This is a genomic window from Bdellovibrio sp. HCB117 (assembly GCF_047305915.1).
GTDB lineage: Bacteria > Bdellovibrionota > Bdellovibrionia > Bdellovibrionales > Bdellovibrionaceae > Bdellovibrio > Bdellovibrio bacteriovorus_B.
On sequence record NZ_CP178622.1, the window covers coordinates 671,824 to 688,988 of the forward strand.

The 17,165-nt window shown below is 45.7% G+C and carries 15 protein-coding genes; 11 read left to right on the top strand and 4 right to left on the bottom strand.

Annotation, left to right across the window (positions count from 1 at the left end; genetic code table 11):
* Positions 1 to 41 precede the first annotated feature (41 nt).
* Entirely contained in the window at positions 42 to 1,238 is a 1,197-nt protein-coding gene (locus ACLWBD_RS03225) for an MFS transporter (protein ID WP_413569505.1), read from the bottom strand.
* Positions 1,239 to 1,497: 259 nt separating this feature from the next.
* Here ACLWBD_RS03225 and rlmN point away from each other — a divergent pair, with 259 nt between their 5' ends.
* From rlmN to ACLWBD_RS03245, 4 genes are all read left to right on the top strand, one after another.
* Positions 1,498 to 2,709, top strand: a complete 1,212-nt coding sequence (rlmN, locus tag ACLWBD_RS03230) for a 23S rRNA (adenine(2503)-C(2))-methyltransferase RlmN (protein WP_063243764.1) — start codon at positions 1,498 to 1,500, stop codon at positions 2,707 to 2,709.
* A 4-nt stretch (positions 2,710 to 2,713) separates the two neighbouring features.
* Complete coding sequence (locus tag ACLWBD_RS03235) at positions 2,714 to 3,622, top strand: PfkB family carbohydrate kinase (RefSeq protein ID WP_063206428.1); 909 nt, start codon at positions 2,714 to 2,716, stop codon at positions 3,620 to 3,622.
* 134 nt (positions 3,623 to 3,756) lie between these two features.
* Complete coding sequence (locus ACLWBD_RS03240) at positions 3,757 to 5,286, top strand: tolA protein (protein WP_413569506.1); 1,530 nt, start codon at positions 3,757 to 3,759, stop codon at positions 5,284 to 5,286.
* Positions 5,283 to 5,984, top strand: a complete 702-nt coding sequence (locus tag ACLWBD_RS03245) for a DnaJ domain-containing protein (RefSeq protein ID WP_413569507.1) — start codon at positions 5,283 to 5,285, stop codon at positions 5,982 to 5,984. The genes ACLWBD_RS03240 and ACLWBD_RS03245 overlap by 4 nt, the downstream gene beginning before the upstream one ends.
* On the opposite strand, the gene ACLWBD_RS03250 is transcribed toward ACLWBD_RS03245, so the two are convergent.
* Both ACLWBD_RS03250 and ACLWBD_RS03255 read right to left on the bottom strand, forming a co-directional pair.
* Positions 5,981 to 7,669: a GMC oxidoreductase gene (locus ACLWBD_RS03250; protein WP_413569508.1), complete on the bottom strand. Its 1,689-nt coding sequence runs from the start codon at positions 7,667 to 7,669 to the stop codon at positions 5,981 to 5,983. The genes ACLWBD_RS03245 and ACLWBD_RS03250 overlap by 4 nt on opposite strands.
* 8 nt (positions 7,670 to 7,677) lie before the next feature.
* Positions 7,678 to 9,468, bottom strand: coding sequence for an alpha/beta fold hydrolase (locus ACLWBD_RS03255; protein WP_413569509.1), 1,791 nt, complete (start codon positions 9,466 to 9,468; stop codon positions 7,678 to 7,680).
* A gap of 216 nt (positions 9,469 to 9,684) precedes the next feature.
* Here ACLWBD_RS03255 and ACLWBD_RS03260 point away from each other — a divergent pair, with 216 nt between their 5' ends.
* The 5 genes from ACLWBD_RS03260 (at position 9,685) to ACLWBD_RS03280 (ending at position 14,907) form a co-directional block, all read left to right on the top strand.
* Complete coding sequence (locus ACLWBD_RS03260; RefSeq protein WP_413569510.1) at positions 9,685 to 10,992, top strand: hypothetical protein; 1,308 nt, start codon at positions 9,685 to 9,687, stop codon at positions 10,990 to 10,992.
* A 1-nt stretch (position 10,993) separates the two neighbouring features.
* Positions 10,994 to 12,133, top strand: a complete 1,140-nt coding sequence (locus ACLWBD_RS03265; protein ID WP_063206433.1) for a metallophosphoesterase — start codon at positions 10,994 to 10,996, stop codon at positions 12,131 to 12,133.
* 40 nt (positions 12,134 to 12,173) lie between these two features.
* A complete protein-coding gene (locus ACLWBD_RS03270; protein ID WP_413569511.1) occupies positions 12,174 to 13,391 on the top strand; it encodes a glucose-6-phosphate isomerase in 1,218 nt (405 codons plus the stop codon).
* 37 nt (positions 13,392 to 13,428) lie between these two features.
* Entirely contained in the window at positions 13,429 to 14,364 is a 936-nt protein-coding gene (locus ACLWBD_RS03275; RefSeq protein ID WP_063206435.1) for a diguanylate cyclase, read from the top strand.
* Between the two features lie 159 nt (positions 14,365 to 14,523).
* The gene (locus tag ACLWBD_RS03280; protein ID WP_063206436.1) at positions 14,524 to 14,907 is read left to right on the top strand and encodes a hypothetical protein; all 384 of its coding nucleotides are present in this window, start codon (positions 14,524 to 14,526) and stop codon (positions 14,905 to 14,907) included.
* 75 nt (positions 14,908 to 14,982) lie between these two features.
* Here the strand turns inward: ACLWBD_RS03280 and ACLWBD_RS03285 are convergent, their stop codons facing one another.
* Complete coding sequence (locus ACLWBD_RS03285; protein WP_063206437.1) at positions 14,983 to 15,729, bottom strand: hypothetical protein; 747 nt, start codon at positions 15,727 to 15,729, stop codon at positions 14,983 to 14,985.
* Between the two features lie 328 nt (positions 15,730 to 16,057).
* Here ACLWBD_RS03285 and ACLWBD_RS03290 point away from each other — a divergent pair, with 328 nt between their 5' ends.
* A complete protein-coding gene (locus ACLWBD_RS03290; RefSeq protein ID WP_063206438.1) occupies positions 16,058 to 16,678 on the top strand; it encodes an RNA polymerase sigma factor in 621 nt (206 codons plus the stop codon).
* A 3-nt stretch (positions 16,679 to 16,681) separates the two neighbouring features.
* The gene (locus ACLWBD_RS03295) at positions 16,682 to 17,152 is read left to right on the top strand and encodes a hypothetical protein (RefSeq protein ID WP_063206439.1); all 471 of its coding nucleotides are present in this window, start codon (positions 16,682 to 16,684) and stop codon (positions 17,150 to 17,152) included.
* The last annotated feature ends 13 nt before the right edge of the window (positions 17,153 to 17,165 follow it).

A 17,165-nucleotide genomic window follows, 5' to 3' on the forward strand; every position in this document is an offset into this window, starting at 1 on the left:
GACCAGCCGATGAGATGTGAGTTTGGTTTATTTTAATTTTTTTATTTGGCGGGGGCGTGGGTGTCGTGGTGGTGGAAATGTGGGTGTTTTTCTTCTTTGTGGCGTTTGAAGATGGATTTGTAGGTGTTGACCATGAAGAGGGAAACGACGACGAAGACCAGGCCGAAGAGGACGGCTTCGCGGATGCCGAAGAGGTCGGTGAGTTTTCCGATTGCTAAGTGCATGATGATTAACATCATTGAGTCGGTCGCCATCATATACGAAACGGCCGTATCTAAATCTTCAGGGAATTCAGAAGAGATCCATGAGATGGCGAGGGGATAAAAGGGCGCGATCATAAATCCGGTTCCAGTGAGGAATAACGGATGGATGAAGACGCCTCCCAGGATGCAAATCGCGGTTAACACTAAAGACGCTGAAAGCAGAAATTGCGGCGAGCGTTTGAAGTGGACAACGGCGAACAACAATCTTCCTAGCATCATCGCGATAAAGAAATAGGTGACATAGATACTTGCGGATTCCATGTCATAGTTCCAAGTTCTTTGCATGTACAAAGCTAAGCGCGATGAGACCATGATTTCAGCAGCGACCGCCAAACTGAGCATCACAGCTAAGAAAAGTTGGGGCTTAAAGTTTTTCTTTTTATTGGCTTTGTGAGTCTCTGGAGAAAAAGAGGCCTTCGTGTGAAGCGACTTATGACTTGGGTGAAAGGTGTAACCCACAAAAATCATGGGTGCTAATGAGGCCGCAGCAAACGTCCAGCGCCAGCTTCCTGTGATATATTCCATACCGGCGGCCAATAAAGGAGCCATTAAACTTGCTAGGCCATACATCGTGTGAAGACCTGAAAGCATCTGTTGTTTTTTCTGGGGTGTTGAACCCATGGGTACCAGAATATTTGGCACCAAACCTAAGATACCCAAACACAACCCATAGACGAAACTACACACGAGGAACATGGGAAAGATTGGGGATGCGGCTAATCCCCACATGGACAACATTAGACCTACGGCGCCGCCTTGAAGAACACTCAGGCGGTCGTAACGTCGTAACATATATCGACAGCCGTAACTCGCAATAAATCCAGAGATATTGCTTAACGCAAACATCAAAGAACCCATCGAGTCGCTGACTCCGAATTGCTTCAAGATCTCCGGAAAAAGAGGGCCCCTGATATTGTCAGTCAGACCAAATACAAACAAGCTCGCATAAGAGAGAAAAATAAAGGGCCAAATCATGAGACCCACTATAAAGACCGCTCCCTAGGAAGACAAGGGCAACTAATTATGCGGCTTTGGAATAGGTCGTGCCCGACGTGTCTATCGGGCAGGCATAATATGTAGAAAATGCTTGGGAGTCCTGCTCAATTTAGTGAAATCCCTAGGAAATAAAGGGTTGCTATGCTACAAACGGAGCCCACATAAATCCTTAACCAAAGGGACTGACAAGGTCCCAGCTGTAATAAGCATGGCTGTAACAAGCCAAGGAGCCCCGAAGATGGAATTGAATGATGGTGCTAACACCACTCAAGCTAGCGCGCCTGTGAACTATTCTGACGACAACGTCGCAAAACCCCTCGAAAACAAGCCGGTGAACTTCTACTCTCTGACACTAGAGGGCCTAAAGTCTTATCTTAAAGGCAAAGGTAAAGAGCAATTCCGTGCTCAACAAATCTTTAAATGGGTTTACGAGCAACGAGTGACTGATCCGGAACAAATGACGAATCTGTCTAAAGAATTCCGTGCGTCTTTGCCACAAATTCTTTCTTTTGATCTTCCTCCAGTACTGACTCACTTAAAGTCTGTCGACGGAACACAAAAACTTCTCTTTGATATGGGTGGTGGCAACAGCGTGGAAGCCGTCGTCATTCCATCTGAAGACCGTCTGACTTTGTGTATTTCTTCAGAAGTGGGCTGCAACATTGGATGTAAGTTCTGCTTCACTGGAAAACAAAAACTAAAACGTCGCTTGCGCACAGAAGAGATCGTCGGCCAATTCATGCAGGTGCATGATCGTTTGGGTGAAGGTCAACGTATCACGAATATCGTGTTCATGGGGATGGGCGAGCCTTTGGACAATCCAGAAGCGGTTTTCCAAACTATCGACGTTTTACATTCTCCATGGGGCATCAACTTGTCTCGTAAGAAAATCACGGTGTCTACATCCGGTATCGTTCCAGAGATGTGGAGAGTTTCAGAAGCGAAAGTTCGTTTGGCGGTGAGCTTAAACGGCCCGACCGATGAGATTCGTACCCAAGTTATGCCGATCAATAAAAAGTGGAACACAACAGAGCTTTTGAACGCTTGTAAAGAACATTACCGTATCACGAAAGATAAAATCACTTTCGAGTACGTGTTGTTAAAAGGTGTGACGGATCAAATCGAACACGCACGTCAGTTGGTGAAGCTGGTGAAAGACGTTCCGTGCAAGATCAACATTATTCCGTTCAACGAACATCCAGGTTCAGGATATGAGCGTCCTTCAGATGAAGCGGTGGAAGCTTTCCACTCTGAATTGATGCGTCTTGGAGCTCACGTTTTACTTCGTCGCTCTATGGGTCGTGATATTTTCGCGGCTTGTGGCCAGTTAACAAGCCAAGTTCCAAATAAGCCTGTTTCTATGGACATTTCGAATTCAAAATTAGCAGGTCTACCAAAATACAAACGCGAGATGCTCGAAAACGCAACGGCATCACAACAGGAGCAATAGTTTTATGTCAGAGATTTTAGTCGTTGGAAGTTTGGCTTACGATTCCATTCAAACTCCGTCAGGAAAAGTGGACCGCGCCTTGGGTGGTTCCGCAAATTACTTCTCTTTGGCCGCTTCTTTGTTTTCTAAGGTGCGTGTGGTCGGTGTTGTGGGCGAAGACTATGATCAAGGAGACTACGAGCTTTTGAATTCTCGCGGCGTTGACTTAAGCGGTCTTTCGAAAGTTGCGGGTAAGACGTTCCACTGGGCCGGTTCTTATGAAGGCGATATGAACGAAGCAAAGACGTTAAAAACAGATTTAAACGTTTTTGAACATTTCAATCCGCAATTGCCAGAACACTTCAAAGATTCCTCTTTCGTTTTCTTGGCAAACATTGCTCCGGAATTGCAATTGCAGGTTCTTGAGCAAGTGAAGTCACCAAAATTTGTCGGCATGGATACAATGAACTTCTGGATCTCGATCAAAAAAGAAAAGTTGATCGAAGTTCTTAAGAAAGTGGACCTTGTTCTTATCAATGAAGGTGAAGCAAAAATGTTAACGGGAGCGGCGAATGCCATTTCGGCGGCACCGTTGATCACAGCCATGGGCCCTCAAGCTGTTGTTATCAAACGGGGTGAGTACGGTTTTGCGATGTACACGAAGGAAGAAGGATACTTCATCCTTCCAGCAATGCCGATTCCGACGGTGGTCGATCCCACGGGTGCTGGCGATACTTTTGCTGGCGGCTTCTTCGGTTACTTGGCAGCGCAAAAAGACAAGCCAACATTGGCTCACTTGAAACAGGCCTGCATCATGGGTTCTATGATGGCCAGCCACACGATCCAAGACTTCTCCGTTCGTGCGCTTTCTAAAGTGACTTTGGGCGACGTCGAAAGACGCTTGGCTGACTATAAAAAAGTAATCACGCTTTAAAAAATACCGATTTTCCCAGAGAGTTTTTCGGACTCTCTGGGACTATTGTCCAGAGTTCCTTTTTTCTCTCTAAATCCAACTTAAATCCTGATCAAGACGCGATATCTTATATAGATATGCGTTTAGTTTTGGTTATGAACATTCTGGTTATGTGCGGCCTCCTTTCTTGGAGTTCGCACTCACAAGCTAATGAAGCTGTGCTTTCAAAACAAATTGGCTGGGCGGCCGCGAATATCGAAAATCCAGCGGTGACTGCGGCCTTTAAAACTTCTTTCGAAAAGTTCGTACAGGATCCCGCCAACAAAAAGATTTCGGAATCAAAGGAAGGAAAGCAACTCTTAAGTCAGGGCCGAGGCCTTTTAAATGTTGTCTCCTTACAAGAAAAGCTGAAAAAGTGCGCCGTCAAAGAGGAAGCTTCTCAAGAAGTGCAAAAAGCTTTAATTGCTGCTTTGAACGGCAAAGCCGCGGCAGATCTTTCTAGCTACGACCCGTGCCGCGAACAGGCTCCTGAGTTGCTTTTTGCAAAAGATCTGGTTGAACATCAAAAAATTCAAAGCCAGAAAAGAATACTGTCTATAGCGCAGTCACAGGTGCAGCAGACTCGAAGCTATTGGAAGAATGTGAAATCTCAAGACGCCATTGATACGGCTGTGGAACTGATGGAAAAAGAGCGAGATCTGAAGGACTCTCCTCCGAAAGCCGGTGTTGAACTTCTGTTATATACCCAAGCAATCAAGAAACGATCGAATCGAAATGTCATTACCGGAGCCAACGTTCATTCCGCTCTTAAAGAAGTGGAAGGGGAACTGGACAAACATCAAATGTATCTTGAGGATCTGGCTAAGACCTCTTCAGACGAAGCTTTGCAACAGTTGGTCGTCAGTAATCCCGCAGCCACCGCGCAATATATGTTAGAAAATCCTGAAAGCTACGAACTTCTTTGTCGCTCTTTGCAGAGCTATGATGAAGGTGTTTCTAAGAAAGCATTTATCGACAAGGCCGTTTTTTGGGGTGGTCTTGTGGTCGGCGGTGTTTTACTTGCGACCGGCATTGGTGCGGGTGTCGGGGCCATGGTGGTTTCTAGCGCAACGGCGGCATCTGCTTTAACAACGGTCGCTGCCGGGGCTGCTCTAGCAGGGACAGTGACTGCTGGTGGAGAAGTTTTGTATTCTTCTTCTAAGTCTCATTCTTCATTTATCGAAGCTCAAACTTTAAGGTCTGCAGGTTTTTCAGAGGCGTCGTCATCGAACATGAAACGCGCGGATCAGGCGACCGAGAGGGCCTATGACGAATTGGCAGAGGCTGGCTTTTCCGCCGTCTCTATCGTGCCGTTTGGCGCCGGATTTAAATATATGAAAAATGCGGCGGCGGCATCCAAACTGGGATCGGCAAGCAAAGTGGCCTCGGAGGGCACTAAGGTCGAAAAAGAAACTGTCCATGCCTTGTCGGCCTCACTCAAAGAAATCTCGTCTGACAAGAAGGCTCTGAAAGTTTTAGAGGATTCGTCAAAGCAAGTCAGCTCGGAAGAAATGGGCACATTCTTAGGGTATCTTTCAGATCTTCCCGCACAACAGCGCAAAGAGGTTTTAGATTTGATTAAAGAAAAACCGGATCGCGTCGCTAAATCCATTCGTGAATCCACTCAGTCCGGAGTTTGCCGATGAGAATTAGAAACATTATTCTTCTATTAAGTCTGACATTTTCTTTTCAAACTTATGCTCAAACAGTGGAAGAGGCGAAACGAATACTCAATAGAAACACATCGCTTTACGATGTTTTAGGTGTTGCGACGAATGCCTCTGATGCGGACATTAAGAATGCGTATCGGCGTTTAGTGCGCACTTATCATCCGGATCGCTTTCAAGGCGACCCCGTTAAATCGCAAGTGATGAGCCAGGTTACGGCGAAGCTTAATACCACGCGCGACACATTGATGGATTCAAGTCTGCGTAAGCGTTATGACAATACATTAAAAGCTTCCGGAAGATATAACACGACTTCGTCGTCGACAGCGACGAAGACAGAAGCTCCTGCTTACAAGAAATATGATTTCGGCACCGTTCATCCCGAGGAGCCGGTAAAGAAAAATCAAGAGCCCCCCAAGCAAAGTGCGGAACAGCCTAAGGCCAGCGAAAAAGCGAATTCTCAGACCGAAGAACCAAAGAAACCGACTTCATCTGCAAAAACATCTGTCAATGAGCCTTCAACGACGACAAGAGCCTCTTCGATGCCGGCGACGAGTTCGGACCTTCCGGCGAACAGGGCGACCTCGGCAGAGGCCGCTAGAGCGACGAAACTTTATAATGACGTTCAGAAATGTTCCGGCGGCTTCTATAAAGCTTTTGTCGATGTGATGATCTAAGCTTCCATTTCTTCCCGGATCTTAGCGATGTGCTTTTCGGGAATTTGCTCAGCGATATATTCAGCCATCGCGGCAATAGTTAAAGAAGGGTTGGTTCCCGTTGAAGTGGGAAGGATGCTTCCATCGACAACATAAAGTCCGGGATAACCAAACACTTCGCCTTTTGTGTTCACGAAACCTGTTTGCTCTGAATCACCCATAGGGCACCCACCCAAAGGATGCACCGAAATTACTTTTTTTAAGTGAGTCAGTGGATTTTCGACGTAAACTCCATCAACCATCTCGGCCAATCTTTTCATCTCGGAACGAATGCGCGTGAAGTGGACCTCGCTTTCGTCGATCTTCCAGCGAATCAATGCCTGATCGTCATCGCGCAACTGGATTTCGCCGTCGGGTTTATCCCGACCCATGCCTAAAAGAACCAGGCAGCGTTTAGTAAATTCAGCTCGGTCGATGCTTTTTGCCATTTCGTCGCCGATGTTGATCTGATCGTGACCGGAAATTTTTAGTACTTTAAAAATGTACTTTTTAACATGATGAGCAGCCATTGTGGCTAAACCCGCAAGCCCGCTGAACTGAGGCACCTTGCCGGACAAAAACCAAGCAAAACCCACCGGGTATCCCGCCTCTTGGATAAACATTCCGTGAGGATATCCATCTGCATAGTCATTGTATTTATACTCGATGGATCCGGTAATAACGGGGCCGTTAGTTCCGTCAACATTGTGTTTGGATTTAAAGATCAAAGAGATGAAATCCCCGTTGCCACTCCATTTTTTTCCTAACCATTTATTTAGAAGTGGCAAGTGACCATATCGTTTCATCTTTAAAAGTAATGAAGTAGAACCCAAGGAGCCTGCCGCCAGCACGACATTTTTTGCCGTGAACTTGTTTTCCTGCATTGGGAACTCAGGGATCACGTAGGTTACGACGTAGTGATCGTCTTTCTTTTCGATTTTTGTGACTTCCGCGTGAGTGCGAACCTCTGCTTTGTAAGCGGCCTCCTTCAGGTTTCGCGCCCGGAAAAGATAATTTAGATCCAAGGTGTTCTTTGCGTGGATATTGCATCCAATGTCGCAGTCACCGCATTTATTACAACGAGATTGAAGAGCACCGTGAATATTCCGGCTTTGATGTCCCGGAAATTTTCCTTCAAAGCGCACGGCAATCGGAGGGAATACCATCGTCGGTTTTTCAGTCGTTCCTAGTGGGGCTGACATTTCGTCGGCAAGCTTTTTCAGCAAGGTCGTTTTAGGTGTGTTGCGGTAATAAGGATGTGTGTCGTACGGATAGGGTTTTGCCTCCATCATATTTAGAACACGATCATAGTAGGGCTCTAGCGTCTGGCGACTGATGTTGCCGGGCCAACCTTTAAAAAACTCTTCGGGCATTTTATATAAAACATTCGCATAGATCAGGCTGCCGCCACCCAATCCGCTTGAGGTGATCGTCATCACGTCACTTTCCGGAGTGTCGCGAACTTCCATCAGTCCATATTTATTATCGATTGGGTCCCAGAACATGTTCTTGCGAATTTCATGTGGACGTCGCGGGAACTCATGCATTTTCCATTCACGACCTCGCTCAAGCAAACAAACTTTATAACCTTTTTCAACAAGTCGGCACGTCATCACGGATCCGCCAAAGCCAGACCCGATCACGATATAGTCATAGTCGTACTTCATTTAATTCCTCACGCAATACGAAGCTTGCGGGTTTCGACACCAGAAATACCGGAATGTTGTTTTAAAAATTCAATCAGTTCAGGAAAAACTTCGTTATGGCAATACTGCCCCATGAAGACATCCTGATGACCGTAGTTGGTAAACTCTTTATAGGACACTTTTGAAGCATTTTTCGTCTGACTTAAAATTTCATACGTCGTTTTGTTTGAGTTCGGGAAAATATGGTTTTCCGTTCCCGAAATCAGCAGGGTCGGAGGCATGTCTCGTTTCTTCATCTCTTCCAAATAGTTGGTTTTTGAATCGAATGAAATCGAAGCTTTTGCTAACAGCATTTTGCGAATGTGCTTGTGGTAGTGAAAGCTTGTGCCGCCAAATAAATCCATTAAACGTCGATGTGTAACAGGGTGAATATTGCGATGATTGAAAGCCGCGGGGAAGCCCCATCCCCACATGAAGCTCACCATATGACAAGCGGGCTCTTTGCATTCACGGCGCAAACTGCGCTCCATCCAGTACAACCAGCGACCCAAAGCGCGGCCGGGATGATAGGGAATTTTCGGAGACACATAGGGATATCCCAGAACTTGTCCTAAGATTTCAGGCCCCACCATCATCTTGGCCATCGCTTGCCAAGGAACCATTGGAGTCAACGAAACACTATTCGCCACGATGCTCGCAATATTTTTTACGTATCCTGCGGCGTAAGAGGCCATGAAAGACAGAGATCCTACACAGTGAGCTATCACGTGGATCTTCACATCGTTGCCGCATGATTCGCGAATGAAATCCACCGCGCGCGGAATGTCGTATTTCGCCACATCATCAATCGTGTAACGATGCGGAGTCATATTGTAAATGAATCTTCCACTTCCGCGCCAATCCAGGGACCACACGTCGGAATATCCAGAAGCGTGAAGTTGATTCACTAGGTTTTGGTGCTCAGGCATGATAAACATGTCTGTCGAAGTGGTGAGGCCGTGGAGCAGCAAAACCACATTCTTAGACTCTTGATGTTTAAATCTTTGCACGGAAATTGTCAGGCCATCGCGAGTGTCAAGAGGATGAAGAGTCTTTTCACCTAGGGCGACACCTTGAGTGGTGTGCATAGGGTATTGGTGCTCATTCCAGCGAGCCGAAGTCGTGGTGAAGATAAAAGGAGCATAGCTTTCCCAAAGAGTGTCAGTGAAAGCCTTGAAGTATTTCATCAAAGCTTCTTTTTCTTGCAGGAAGGAGGAAGCGTTGGTTTTAAAACTTTTCATTTGAGTTAAGAAGTCACTCAGTGAAATACGTAAACTTCCGATGGCATGAACTTCTTTATCGCTGTAATTATCAAAGGGAGAATGCCCTTCCCAAAGATAATAGTACAAAGTCGTCGTTTGGTTCCATAACTCGGAAAGATCTTCTTTTAAGATGGCTTTGTAACCAAAAAAGGTCCATTTCTTCCCTTCACGGTCGGTTAGAAAAAGAGTGTAGTGCATCTCTTTAACTGTATCGAAATGCGGACTGGCGGCAGGCAATGTGAATAGTTGAAAATAACCTTTTTCAATGCGCAGTTCTTCGCGAAATCGGAAATCGGTGATTCTGCCATACAACTGCGAGGGCGTGCTGTGATCGTCCAAGAACTTGTCCAGATTGGGCACTTTGATCGTCACCGTAAACTCAAATGGCTGCTTATCAAAGCGATCATTTTCAACCAAAAAATCAGAATGCGAAAGCGGCTTGCCTGGTGACAAGACAAACTTTTTTGGGACTACGAATCCCGACATTCTCTCGGTGAATTCGACAGAAAGTGACGTCATAAATATCCTTTGTTTATATAAACAGTATGGTGTTTCGGCTCCTATGTAAACGCGACTGGGACTTATGATCGGTGGCCAATTCACCTTGTTTTCGGCCACAGGAAGAAGGGCGGGCCGTCTTAAAATGAGACTTTCAAGACCTTCATCCTGATATGGGAGCGACTCTGTTTTATTCTTAAAGGGGACCAGGAAAAATTCCGATATTTCCCTATAGATATGAGCAAAAAGAAAAAGAAATCTTCAGCCGCGGAAAACCTTATTGAGTCCTTGATGGATGATCTTAAGGATATTCAGGCCGATTCTTCGTATCATGCGGGGCAATCGGAGGATGATTTTTCTGGTTTGCCAACTTTGGAAGATGAAGCTCACCGCGTGGAAAATACCAGCGCGGGAAATAATCTGTGGGACAACTTAGAAAAAGGTTTAGAGAAAGATCTTGATGCCTCTGAGTTTACCGGGGGTGCAGAAGCCTCTTCTGAAGAAGAAGTTCCCGTAGAAGATTTCGATATGCCCGAAGGCTTTGGTGATTTGCCACCTTCTGAGCGTTTTATGGTCAATGGGGCTCCTACCGCTGAGGAAGAACGCTATCAAGGCCCTTCTGCGGGTGGGGGATACCAGTCTTCCGATGAATTGTTTTCTCCTCCGACGCCGGACCTCTCGTCTGACGATTCATCTTCAGAAGATGAATCTACTCGTCCGGTCTTTAGTGGTCAGGCCAGTGGTGGTGAAGACAAAACGGTTTCCATTCAGCAAGATTTCAATGTGACATCTTCGGTCGCGTCGACAAACTCTGACGCTGATAAAACTGTGGCTGTTGATGGCTTTGCCAATGCTCGTTTGGGTGCGCGCAAGTCTGCCGATGTGGATGTCAAAGTCAGCGTAGGTAATTTCCGCGGAAGCCGTGGCTCTGCCAACGTAATGACTTCTGTGGATGCCAGCTTAGCTCAGGCCGAGAACCTAAAGCTGGCGCAACAACGCATTCTTGAACTTGAAAAAGAAGTAGAACATCTTCGTGGCGATAATGAAGAATTGGCTTCGGCTGGTGAAATCATTCGTTCTCGCACAGATGAACTGACAGTTCGCATTACGGCTTTAGAAAAAGAAAAAGGCGAGATTCAAGAATCCGCGCAAAGTGAAATTCTTATTTTAAAAGGCAATCTTCAGTACAAAGAAAACGAAGTTGCCAAGGCGCGTATTAAAGTTGAAGAACTAGAAACTAGACTTAAATCTGACTTTAAAAAGATCCGCGTTCGCGAAAGAGAACTTGAAAACCGTCTGGAACTGCTGCGTGCAGAAAAGTCGGCTCTTGTTCGGTCCAAAGATGAGTATATTTTAGAACAGAAAAGAAAGATTGATCAGCTCTCTCAGGAACTCGATAATTACCGTAAGAAATGTCTTGAGCTTAACAAGACTATCGAGGCCAACCAAGATCAGGTCAAACGTACAGAGCGTGCTCTGCGTTTAGCCTTGACGAACTTGGAAGCTAAAGAGGAAAGTGCCATTCCACTGAAGAAAGCTGAGTAGTATGGAATCTGCTTCCCCAGAAGAGAGCAACGAGACCGCCGTCGCGGTGAAACCCGCTCCTATTAAAAAAATCAAAGTGATTGTGAGCGACCTCCATCTGGGGAAAGGTCGTCTATTGGAACAAGGCGGAATCAACTCTTTAGAAGAGTTCTACTATGGGGAAAAGTTGGTGGAGTTCATCCATTACTATTCTTCGGGTGTGTATCGCGATTACGAAGTGGAACTTATCATAAATGGGGATTTTCTTAACTTTCTGCAGTGTGATTACAAGGGACATTTTCTTTCGGTCATCACAGAATCCGTCACTCTGGAAATTTTAAAAGAGATCGTTAAAGGCCACGAAAACGTTTTTAAAGCGTTGGCTGAATTTGCCTCTAAGCCGAACAACACCGTAACGTACATTGTGGGAAATCACGATCAAGGTATGCTGTGGCCTGCGTGTCGTGCTTACTTAAACCAAGTGATTGGCACGCCTATCCGTTATAAAAACATCGTGTACTTCTTTGATGGCGTGCATATTGAGCATGGTCATATGCATGAAGCCGCAAACCGTATGGACCCCAAAAAGTTTTTCCTGAAGAAAGACCTGGTGGAGCCCATTTTGAATCTGCCTTTTGGTTCCCACTTTTTTTTGGAAGTGGTGTTAAAGATCAAACAACATTATCCGCACGTGGATAAAATCCGCCCGTTTGGAAAAATGGTGCGCTGGTCTTTGATGAATGAAACCAAAACCATGATTCGCGCGTTTTTCATGGCGCTTTTCTATTTTGCCAAAAGTGCTTTCATCAAGGATCCACGTCGTCACTATCCGTTGAAGCGCATTATCAAAGTCATTGCGGAAAGTGCGATCTTTCCTGATTTAAGTGAATCGGCGCGTAAAATTCTTCACGATGACCGCGTGCACACTGTTGTTTTTGGCCACACCCATGTTTACCAATACCGCCAGTGGTCCGAGAATAAAGAATATTTTAACTCGGGAACATGGACGGAGATCACATCTTTGGATATTGTGTCTCTTGGTAAAATCACAAAGCTTACTTATGTACTGATTGAGTACCCTGAAGACGGTGGTCGCCCTCGCGGTCGCTTAAAAGAGTGGAAGGGTTATCATCGTATCGAAGAAGACGTTGCGATTTCTTAGAGGCCAACTATACTGGCCTCTCTTACAATGAGGCGGACGTATGTTGGAAATAGTTCAAGCTGGTCATAAACTCGATGATTCCATCCTGCAAAAGTGCCAGGAATCTCTAAAAATCTTTTTACACCGGAAGGACATTGGCTTCCCTCAATTGGTCGAGCGCATTCCTTTGTGGCAGCAATCTCACAAAGTCGGTCAAGAATTCAGCCGCCGCTTTAAACAGTTGGTAGTTGTCGGTCTTGGTGGAAGCTCACTAGGCAATCGTGTATTGGCTGAAGTCTTCCGCGCGAAGAACATGTTCTTCGTCGACAACGTCGATGCTTTGGAATTTGAAACTTTGATGGAGGAACTGGGTGATCTGAAAGAGGTCGGTTGGGTTTTCATTTCTAAAAGTGGAACGACAATTGAATCTTTATGCTCTCTTGAATTCATCGATCAGATGTACAAGCAAGAAAATCTAAATCTGGCTTCTCAAAGTGTTGTTATCTCTGAAAGCAAAGACAACACGCTTGTTCAATGGGCTAAAAAGAATGACATTCCAATGTGTGAAATCCCCGTAGACGTTGGGGGACGTTTTTCTGTTTTATCACCTGTTGGAATGATGCCCGCAGCTTATCTTGGATTGGATCTTGAAAAGTTTCGCGTGGGCGCGATGCGTGCTTTGCAAGACACGGCCCTTGTCACTCAGACAATGGCGCAAGTGGCGCAAAGTTATAAGCGTGAAGAGTGGATCACTCTGTTGTGGTTCTATGGTTCACGTCTTAAAAACTTCGGCGCTTGGTTTCAACAATTGTGGGCTGAATCTTTAGGTAAAGCGCACGGCCGTGATGGGGGTCCTGCGGCTCGTGCCAGCACTCCGATGTCTGCGGTCGGTGCGTCTGATCAGCACTCGATCTTGCAACAAGTGATGGAAGGTCACCGCGATAAATTCGTGATCTTCATGCGTATCGAAGAGGCTGAAGCCGGATCTCAGCGTTTGAAAAAAGCGCAGTTTAAAGAAACTATGGATCTTGAAGGGCGCACGATGGGTGAACTGTTGAGGGCAGAAGCTTTGGCCACACAAGAAGCACTCACACAAAATGACGTGTCGACAATGACTCTTAAGACAAAAGTCCTAGATGAACATACATTGGGTTATATGTTCATGTTCTGGGAACTTGTTGTCGCCGGCCTTGGTGAATACTTGCAAATCGACGCCTTCAACCAACCAGGTGTAGAGCTAGGCAAGAGACTAGCGAAAGAGAAATTGAAGAAAGCGTGATTGTCATCAGTCGTAGAGGAGACTTATACTTTCCTCTATGGCTCACAACGATGATTCTTCCAATGACAACTTAGAAAAAACCAGTATTGTCGCCAGTGACACTTTCCGTGGTCGTCTGAAAGAGGCCGACGAAGTTCCACCGGCGATTGTTGTTTTGATTGGTCCTCCTGGATACGTGGGGAAGCAATATCCTATCACCGCGAACGATATCGTGATCGGCCGCTCGGTGGAAAGCCAAGTTTATATCGACGATAAAAGTTTAAGTCGTTCCCATGCCAAATTTGCTGTCAATGGCAGTGAAGTGTCGGTGATTGACTTGGGTTCTACAAATAAAACCATCGTGAATGGTCAAGTCATCCCGCCATTGGCTTCATGTCTTTTAAAAAATAACGACCAAATTAAAACCGGCAATGTCATCTTCAAATTCCTTGAAAAAGGAAGCATCGAAGCGATGACAAATGCGGCTATGTACGAGCGCGCTCAAAAAGACGCTTTAACAGGCGCGCATTCTAAAGGAGCCCTTCTTGAAAAGGGACCCGAGGCGATGAAACGGGCTGAAGTTTTAAACGAGCCGTTGAGCCTTGTGACATTCGATATTGATCACTTTAAGAAAATCAATGATAACTACGGTCATCCCGGTGGGGACCACGTTCTTAAAGAGTTGTGCCGGATTGTCATCACTAAATTAATTCGTTCTAATGACTTTTTCGCTCGTTATGGTGGAGAGGAATTCGTTCTTCTTCTCTCTGGTTCTCCGTCAAAGACAGCCGGTGAAGTGGGAGAGCGTATTCGCCAAACAATTGAAGCTCATGAGTTCGTTTTTGAAAATAAAAAGATTCCTGTCACAATTTCCGTGGGCGTAGCCACAAAATTACCGCAAGAAACTGAGTGGACTCAGATCTACGACCGCGCAGATAAGGCTCTCTATCAGTCGAAGCAGGGTGGACGTAACCGGGTCACGATTGCTCCATAAATTTCCGCGAAAAAGCCTCCAATTCGGAGGCTTTTTACTTTGACCCAATGCGGGTACAAAAAATGGCGCTCTTTTGAAAGAACCTCCTGGGAAGAGAATTCTCTTACCGTCTGAGGCAAGATTTGTTAAGACTTCTTCCGAAACATTCGGAGGAATGCCATGAAACTTAGCGCTGCTCTTATCACTCTTTTGACTGCGTTTTCAGCTCAAGCTCAAACACCGGTAGTTCATGCAGTTTGCACAGGCAAAATTGATGATATCCAAGTTGTGTTTGAAATCCGTGACACTTATGCCGTCACTTTGAAGCAAGGCCTTCTGACTATCGGCGAAGATACAATCAGCCTTCACTGTCGTGACAGCAAGAAATCAAAGCTGGCCGATAAAACTTCCGTATATCAGTGTAAAGAGTCTCGCAAAGGCGACGGTAAACTTCTTGTGGAAGTTGAGCGCGGAGTTACAGGTCATTTGATCGCGAACATCCAACGCGAACAAATCTACCCAATGCCACCAGCATCCTTGGGTTCTTTGCTTTGTCTTGAATAATTATTTGAATCAGAAAAGAGTTTTGATTCCTATGTGTGTTGGGCCTCTGAAAAGAGGCCCTTTTTTTTGCCCAGATTATTTTTCTTCAATCAGGCTTAGCACAGTCCAACGTAAGGGAATACCGAAGGCGAACTCTTTAAAGTCTTCGCGGCTGACGGGACGAACCAAGTTCCCAGAGCCGGCTTGAAGCCAACTGTAGCGTGTCGGACTTTCTGGATCGATCACACCAATCAGTCCTTTTTCTTTATCTGCAAAAACCTTCAGGACGAAATGATTTCCTCGTACGGGAGGGTTGTCATTAAGCATGTCATCAGGAAAAGGGATGTCTCGTCTCGGAGGAAAGCGTCCCCCGCGGCCTGCAGGGCTTTGTGGGCGAATTTCAGTATAGTTCAACATCAAGATCTGAACTTTGTCTGACCAAACTTCGTCGATATTGAAATTCGTGCGGCCCTTGATAACGAAGTCTCGCTTGATATTCAATTTAGTATCAAGAATCTTTAAAAAGCGAACTAAGTCCGTTTCAAGCAATCCGCGATTGATCTCTATATAATGAGGGCGCAGCGCTTCTCCAGTTTCTTTAATAAGCTCTACCAGCTCCTCTTTAGAAAATGTTTGTGCCTGAAGCTGCAACCAGTTCGCGGCACTGGTAGGACCACATAAAGAGCTCGATTGGTTAGCGGGAATCACGCCGCGATCATAAAAAAGTTCATCTTTTTGATCGAGCATAAGGTGGCGAAGTGCACCTTCTTCCGGAAGAGCTTGAGCTAGTGACGCCGATCCCCAAAAGAACACTGCGGTTAGTAAAAGTCCTATATTTTTCATGAGCGCAGTTTTAACAGACTTCCACTATTTCCCACAGAGGGCCCCGGTCCTTTCAGAAATCTTTCCAGTGTCGTCGTGTTCCTAGACCAAGGCCCGGACCCATAAGTTTTGCTAATGCGTGTTATAACAAAATGCGTAATTCCTAAATTATTTCATATATTTAGAGCCATTTTGACCACCTTTCTTCGGCATCAACGTTGCATTAACGAAACAGTGTAGGCAGCGCGGGTTTGGGGGCGAATTTACCGCGAGCTGAGGGGGGCCAGGCGGCTTCACTGGGAAAAAAATTCAGAACGTTAACCGAATTTAGACAGAAGCGAGTCAAAGTATGGAGAGAGATCTTTTAGTATCGGATCTTGAACTGGTTGAAAAAGTAAAGTCTGGTGACAGACGCTCTTTTTCCGAACTCGTGAAACGACATCAAAGAAGTGTGCTGCGACTGAGTTTGAGGTTTGTGAAGGACATGGACACGGCGGAAGATGTGACGCAAGAAGCGTTCATCAAAGCTTACGAGAAGCTGAACTCTTTCGAGGGCAGAGCTTCTTTTAAAAGCTGGTTGTTTCAGATTGCTGTGAATACAGCACGAAACAAAATCCGCGAGTGGAAAAGGGATACCGTCGACATAGATGATGTGCAGCTGGCAGTGGATGCTGAAGCTGAAACAACTCTGGTTCACACGGCGGTGGCTGACATCCTTCAGCAAGAGGTGGAGAAATTACCCTTCAAACAAAAAACAGCGTTGGTCCTTCGTGTTTACGAAGACCTTAGCTTTAACGAGATTGCCGATATTATGGAGTGTCCTTACGACACTGCGAAGGCGAATTACCGCCACGCTCTCCTTAAACTTCGTCAAACTTTTGAGCAAAAAGCAGAGCTCAAAAATTGGACGGAAGAAGTAGGTGGTTTCTTTATGGAAGTGAATCAAAGATTTGCGGAAGCAGAAGGATAATCAATGGATCGTATGGATCGATTAGACAAAGTTCGAAAAGGACTTAAGAAAGCCGATGATCTTGAACTCCCGATGAATGAAGATTTCTTCAATCGTCTGCACGACAAGATCATGGCCGAGGTCGAGGAGACGGCCATCGCGCCAGCTCCGGTGTTGATGACACCACGAAATCTTTTGCGCTCTCACTGGAGAGGATGGCTTTATCCGGCAGGCGGTGTAACATCTCTTTTTATTTTGGCGTCACTCTTGTTGACTCAGGTGTCAAAAGTTAACCAGTCCATGCAACGTGTAGGATTGTTGAGCGATGGTCATGAAAGAATTGTCGCTGAGGCCTTGTTGTCCCCAGAAGACTTGTCCCAGACTTTAATCAGCACTCAGAGCGAATCTGATTTTTATATGGACGTAGCTCGCGAATCATTCGAAAATTTATCAGGATCTAAATTCAATAAAATTATGGGTGAAAGCGGACGCTAATCACCCATTGTCG

Bases quoted from the DNA above. Each gene is read 5' to 3' on its own strand.
- ACLWBD_RS03275 (WP_063206435.1), top strand. From the start codon at position 13,429: ATGGCTCACAACGATGATTCTTCCAATGACAACTTAGAAAAAACCAGT.
- ACLWBD_RS03255 (WP_413569509.1), bottom strand. From the start codon at position 9,468: ATGACGTCACTTTCTGTCGAATTCACCGAGAGAATGTCGGGATTCGTA.
- ACLWBD_RS03285 (WP_063206437.1), bottom strand. From the start codon at position 15,729: ATGAAAAATATAGGACTTTTACTAACCGCAGTGTTCTTTTGGGGATCG.
- ACLWBD_RS03245 (WP_413569507.1), top strand. From the start codon at position 5,283: ATGAGAATTAGAAACATTATTCTTCTATTAAGTCTGACATTTTCTTTT.
- ACLWBD_RS03250 (WP_413569508.1), bottom strand. From the start codon at position 7,669: ATGAAGTACGACTATGACTATATCGTGATCGGGTCTGGCTTTGGCGGA.
- ACLWBD_RS03265 (WP_063206433.1), top strand. From the start codon at position 10,994: ATGGAATCTGCTTCCCCAGAAGAGAGCAACGAGACCGCCGTCGCGGTG.
- ACLWBD_RS03295 (WP_063206439.1), top strand. From the start codon at position 16,682: ATGGATCGTATGGATCGATTAGACAAAGTTCGAAAAGGACTTAAGAAA.
- rlmN (WP_063243764.1), top strand. From the start codon at position 1,498: ATGGAATTGAATGATGGTGCTAACACCACTCAAGCTAGCGCGCCTGTG.
- ACLWBD_RS03280 (WP_063206436.1), top strand. From the start codon at position 14,524: ATGAAACTTAGCGCTGCTCTTATCACTCTTTTGACTGCGTTTTCAGCT.
- ACLWBD_RS03260 (WP_413569510.1), top strand. From the start codon at position 9,685: ATGAGCAAAAAGAAAAAGAAATCTTCAGCCGCGGAAAACCTTATTGAG.
- ACLWBD_RS03225 (WP_413569505.1), bottom strand. From the start codon at position 1,238: ATGATTTGGCCCTTTATTTTTCTCTCTTATGCGAGCTTGTTTGTATTT.
- ACLWBD_RS03240 (WP_413569506.1), top strand. From the start codon at position 3,757: ATGAACATTCTGGTTATGTGCGGCCTCCTTTCTTGGAGTTCGCACTCA.
- ACLWBD_RS03290 (WP_063206438.1), top strand. From the start codon at position 16,058: ATGGAGAGAGATCTTTTAGTATCGGATCTTGAACTGGTTGAAAAAGTA.
- ACLWBD_RS03270 (WP_413569511.1), top strand. From the start codon at position 12,174: ATGTTGGAAATAGTTCAAGCTGGTCATAAACTCGATGATTCCATCCTG.
- ACLWBD_RS03235 (WP_063206428.1), top strand. From the start codon at position 2,714: ATGTCAGAGATTTTAGTCGTTGGAAGTTTGGCTTACGATTCCATTCAA.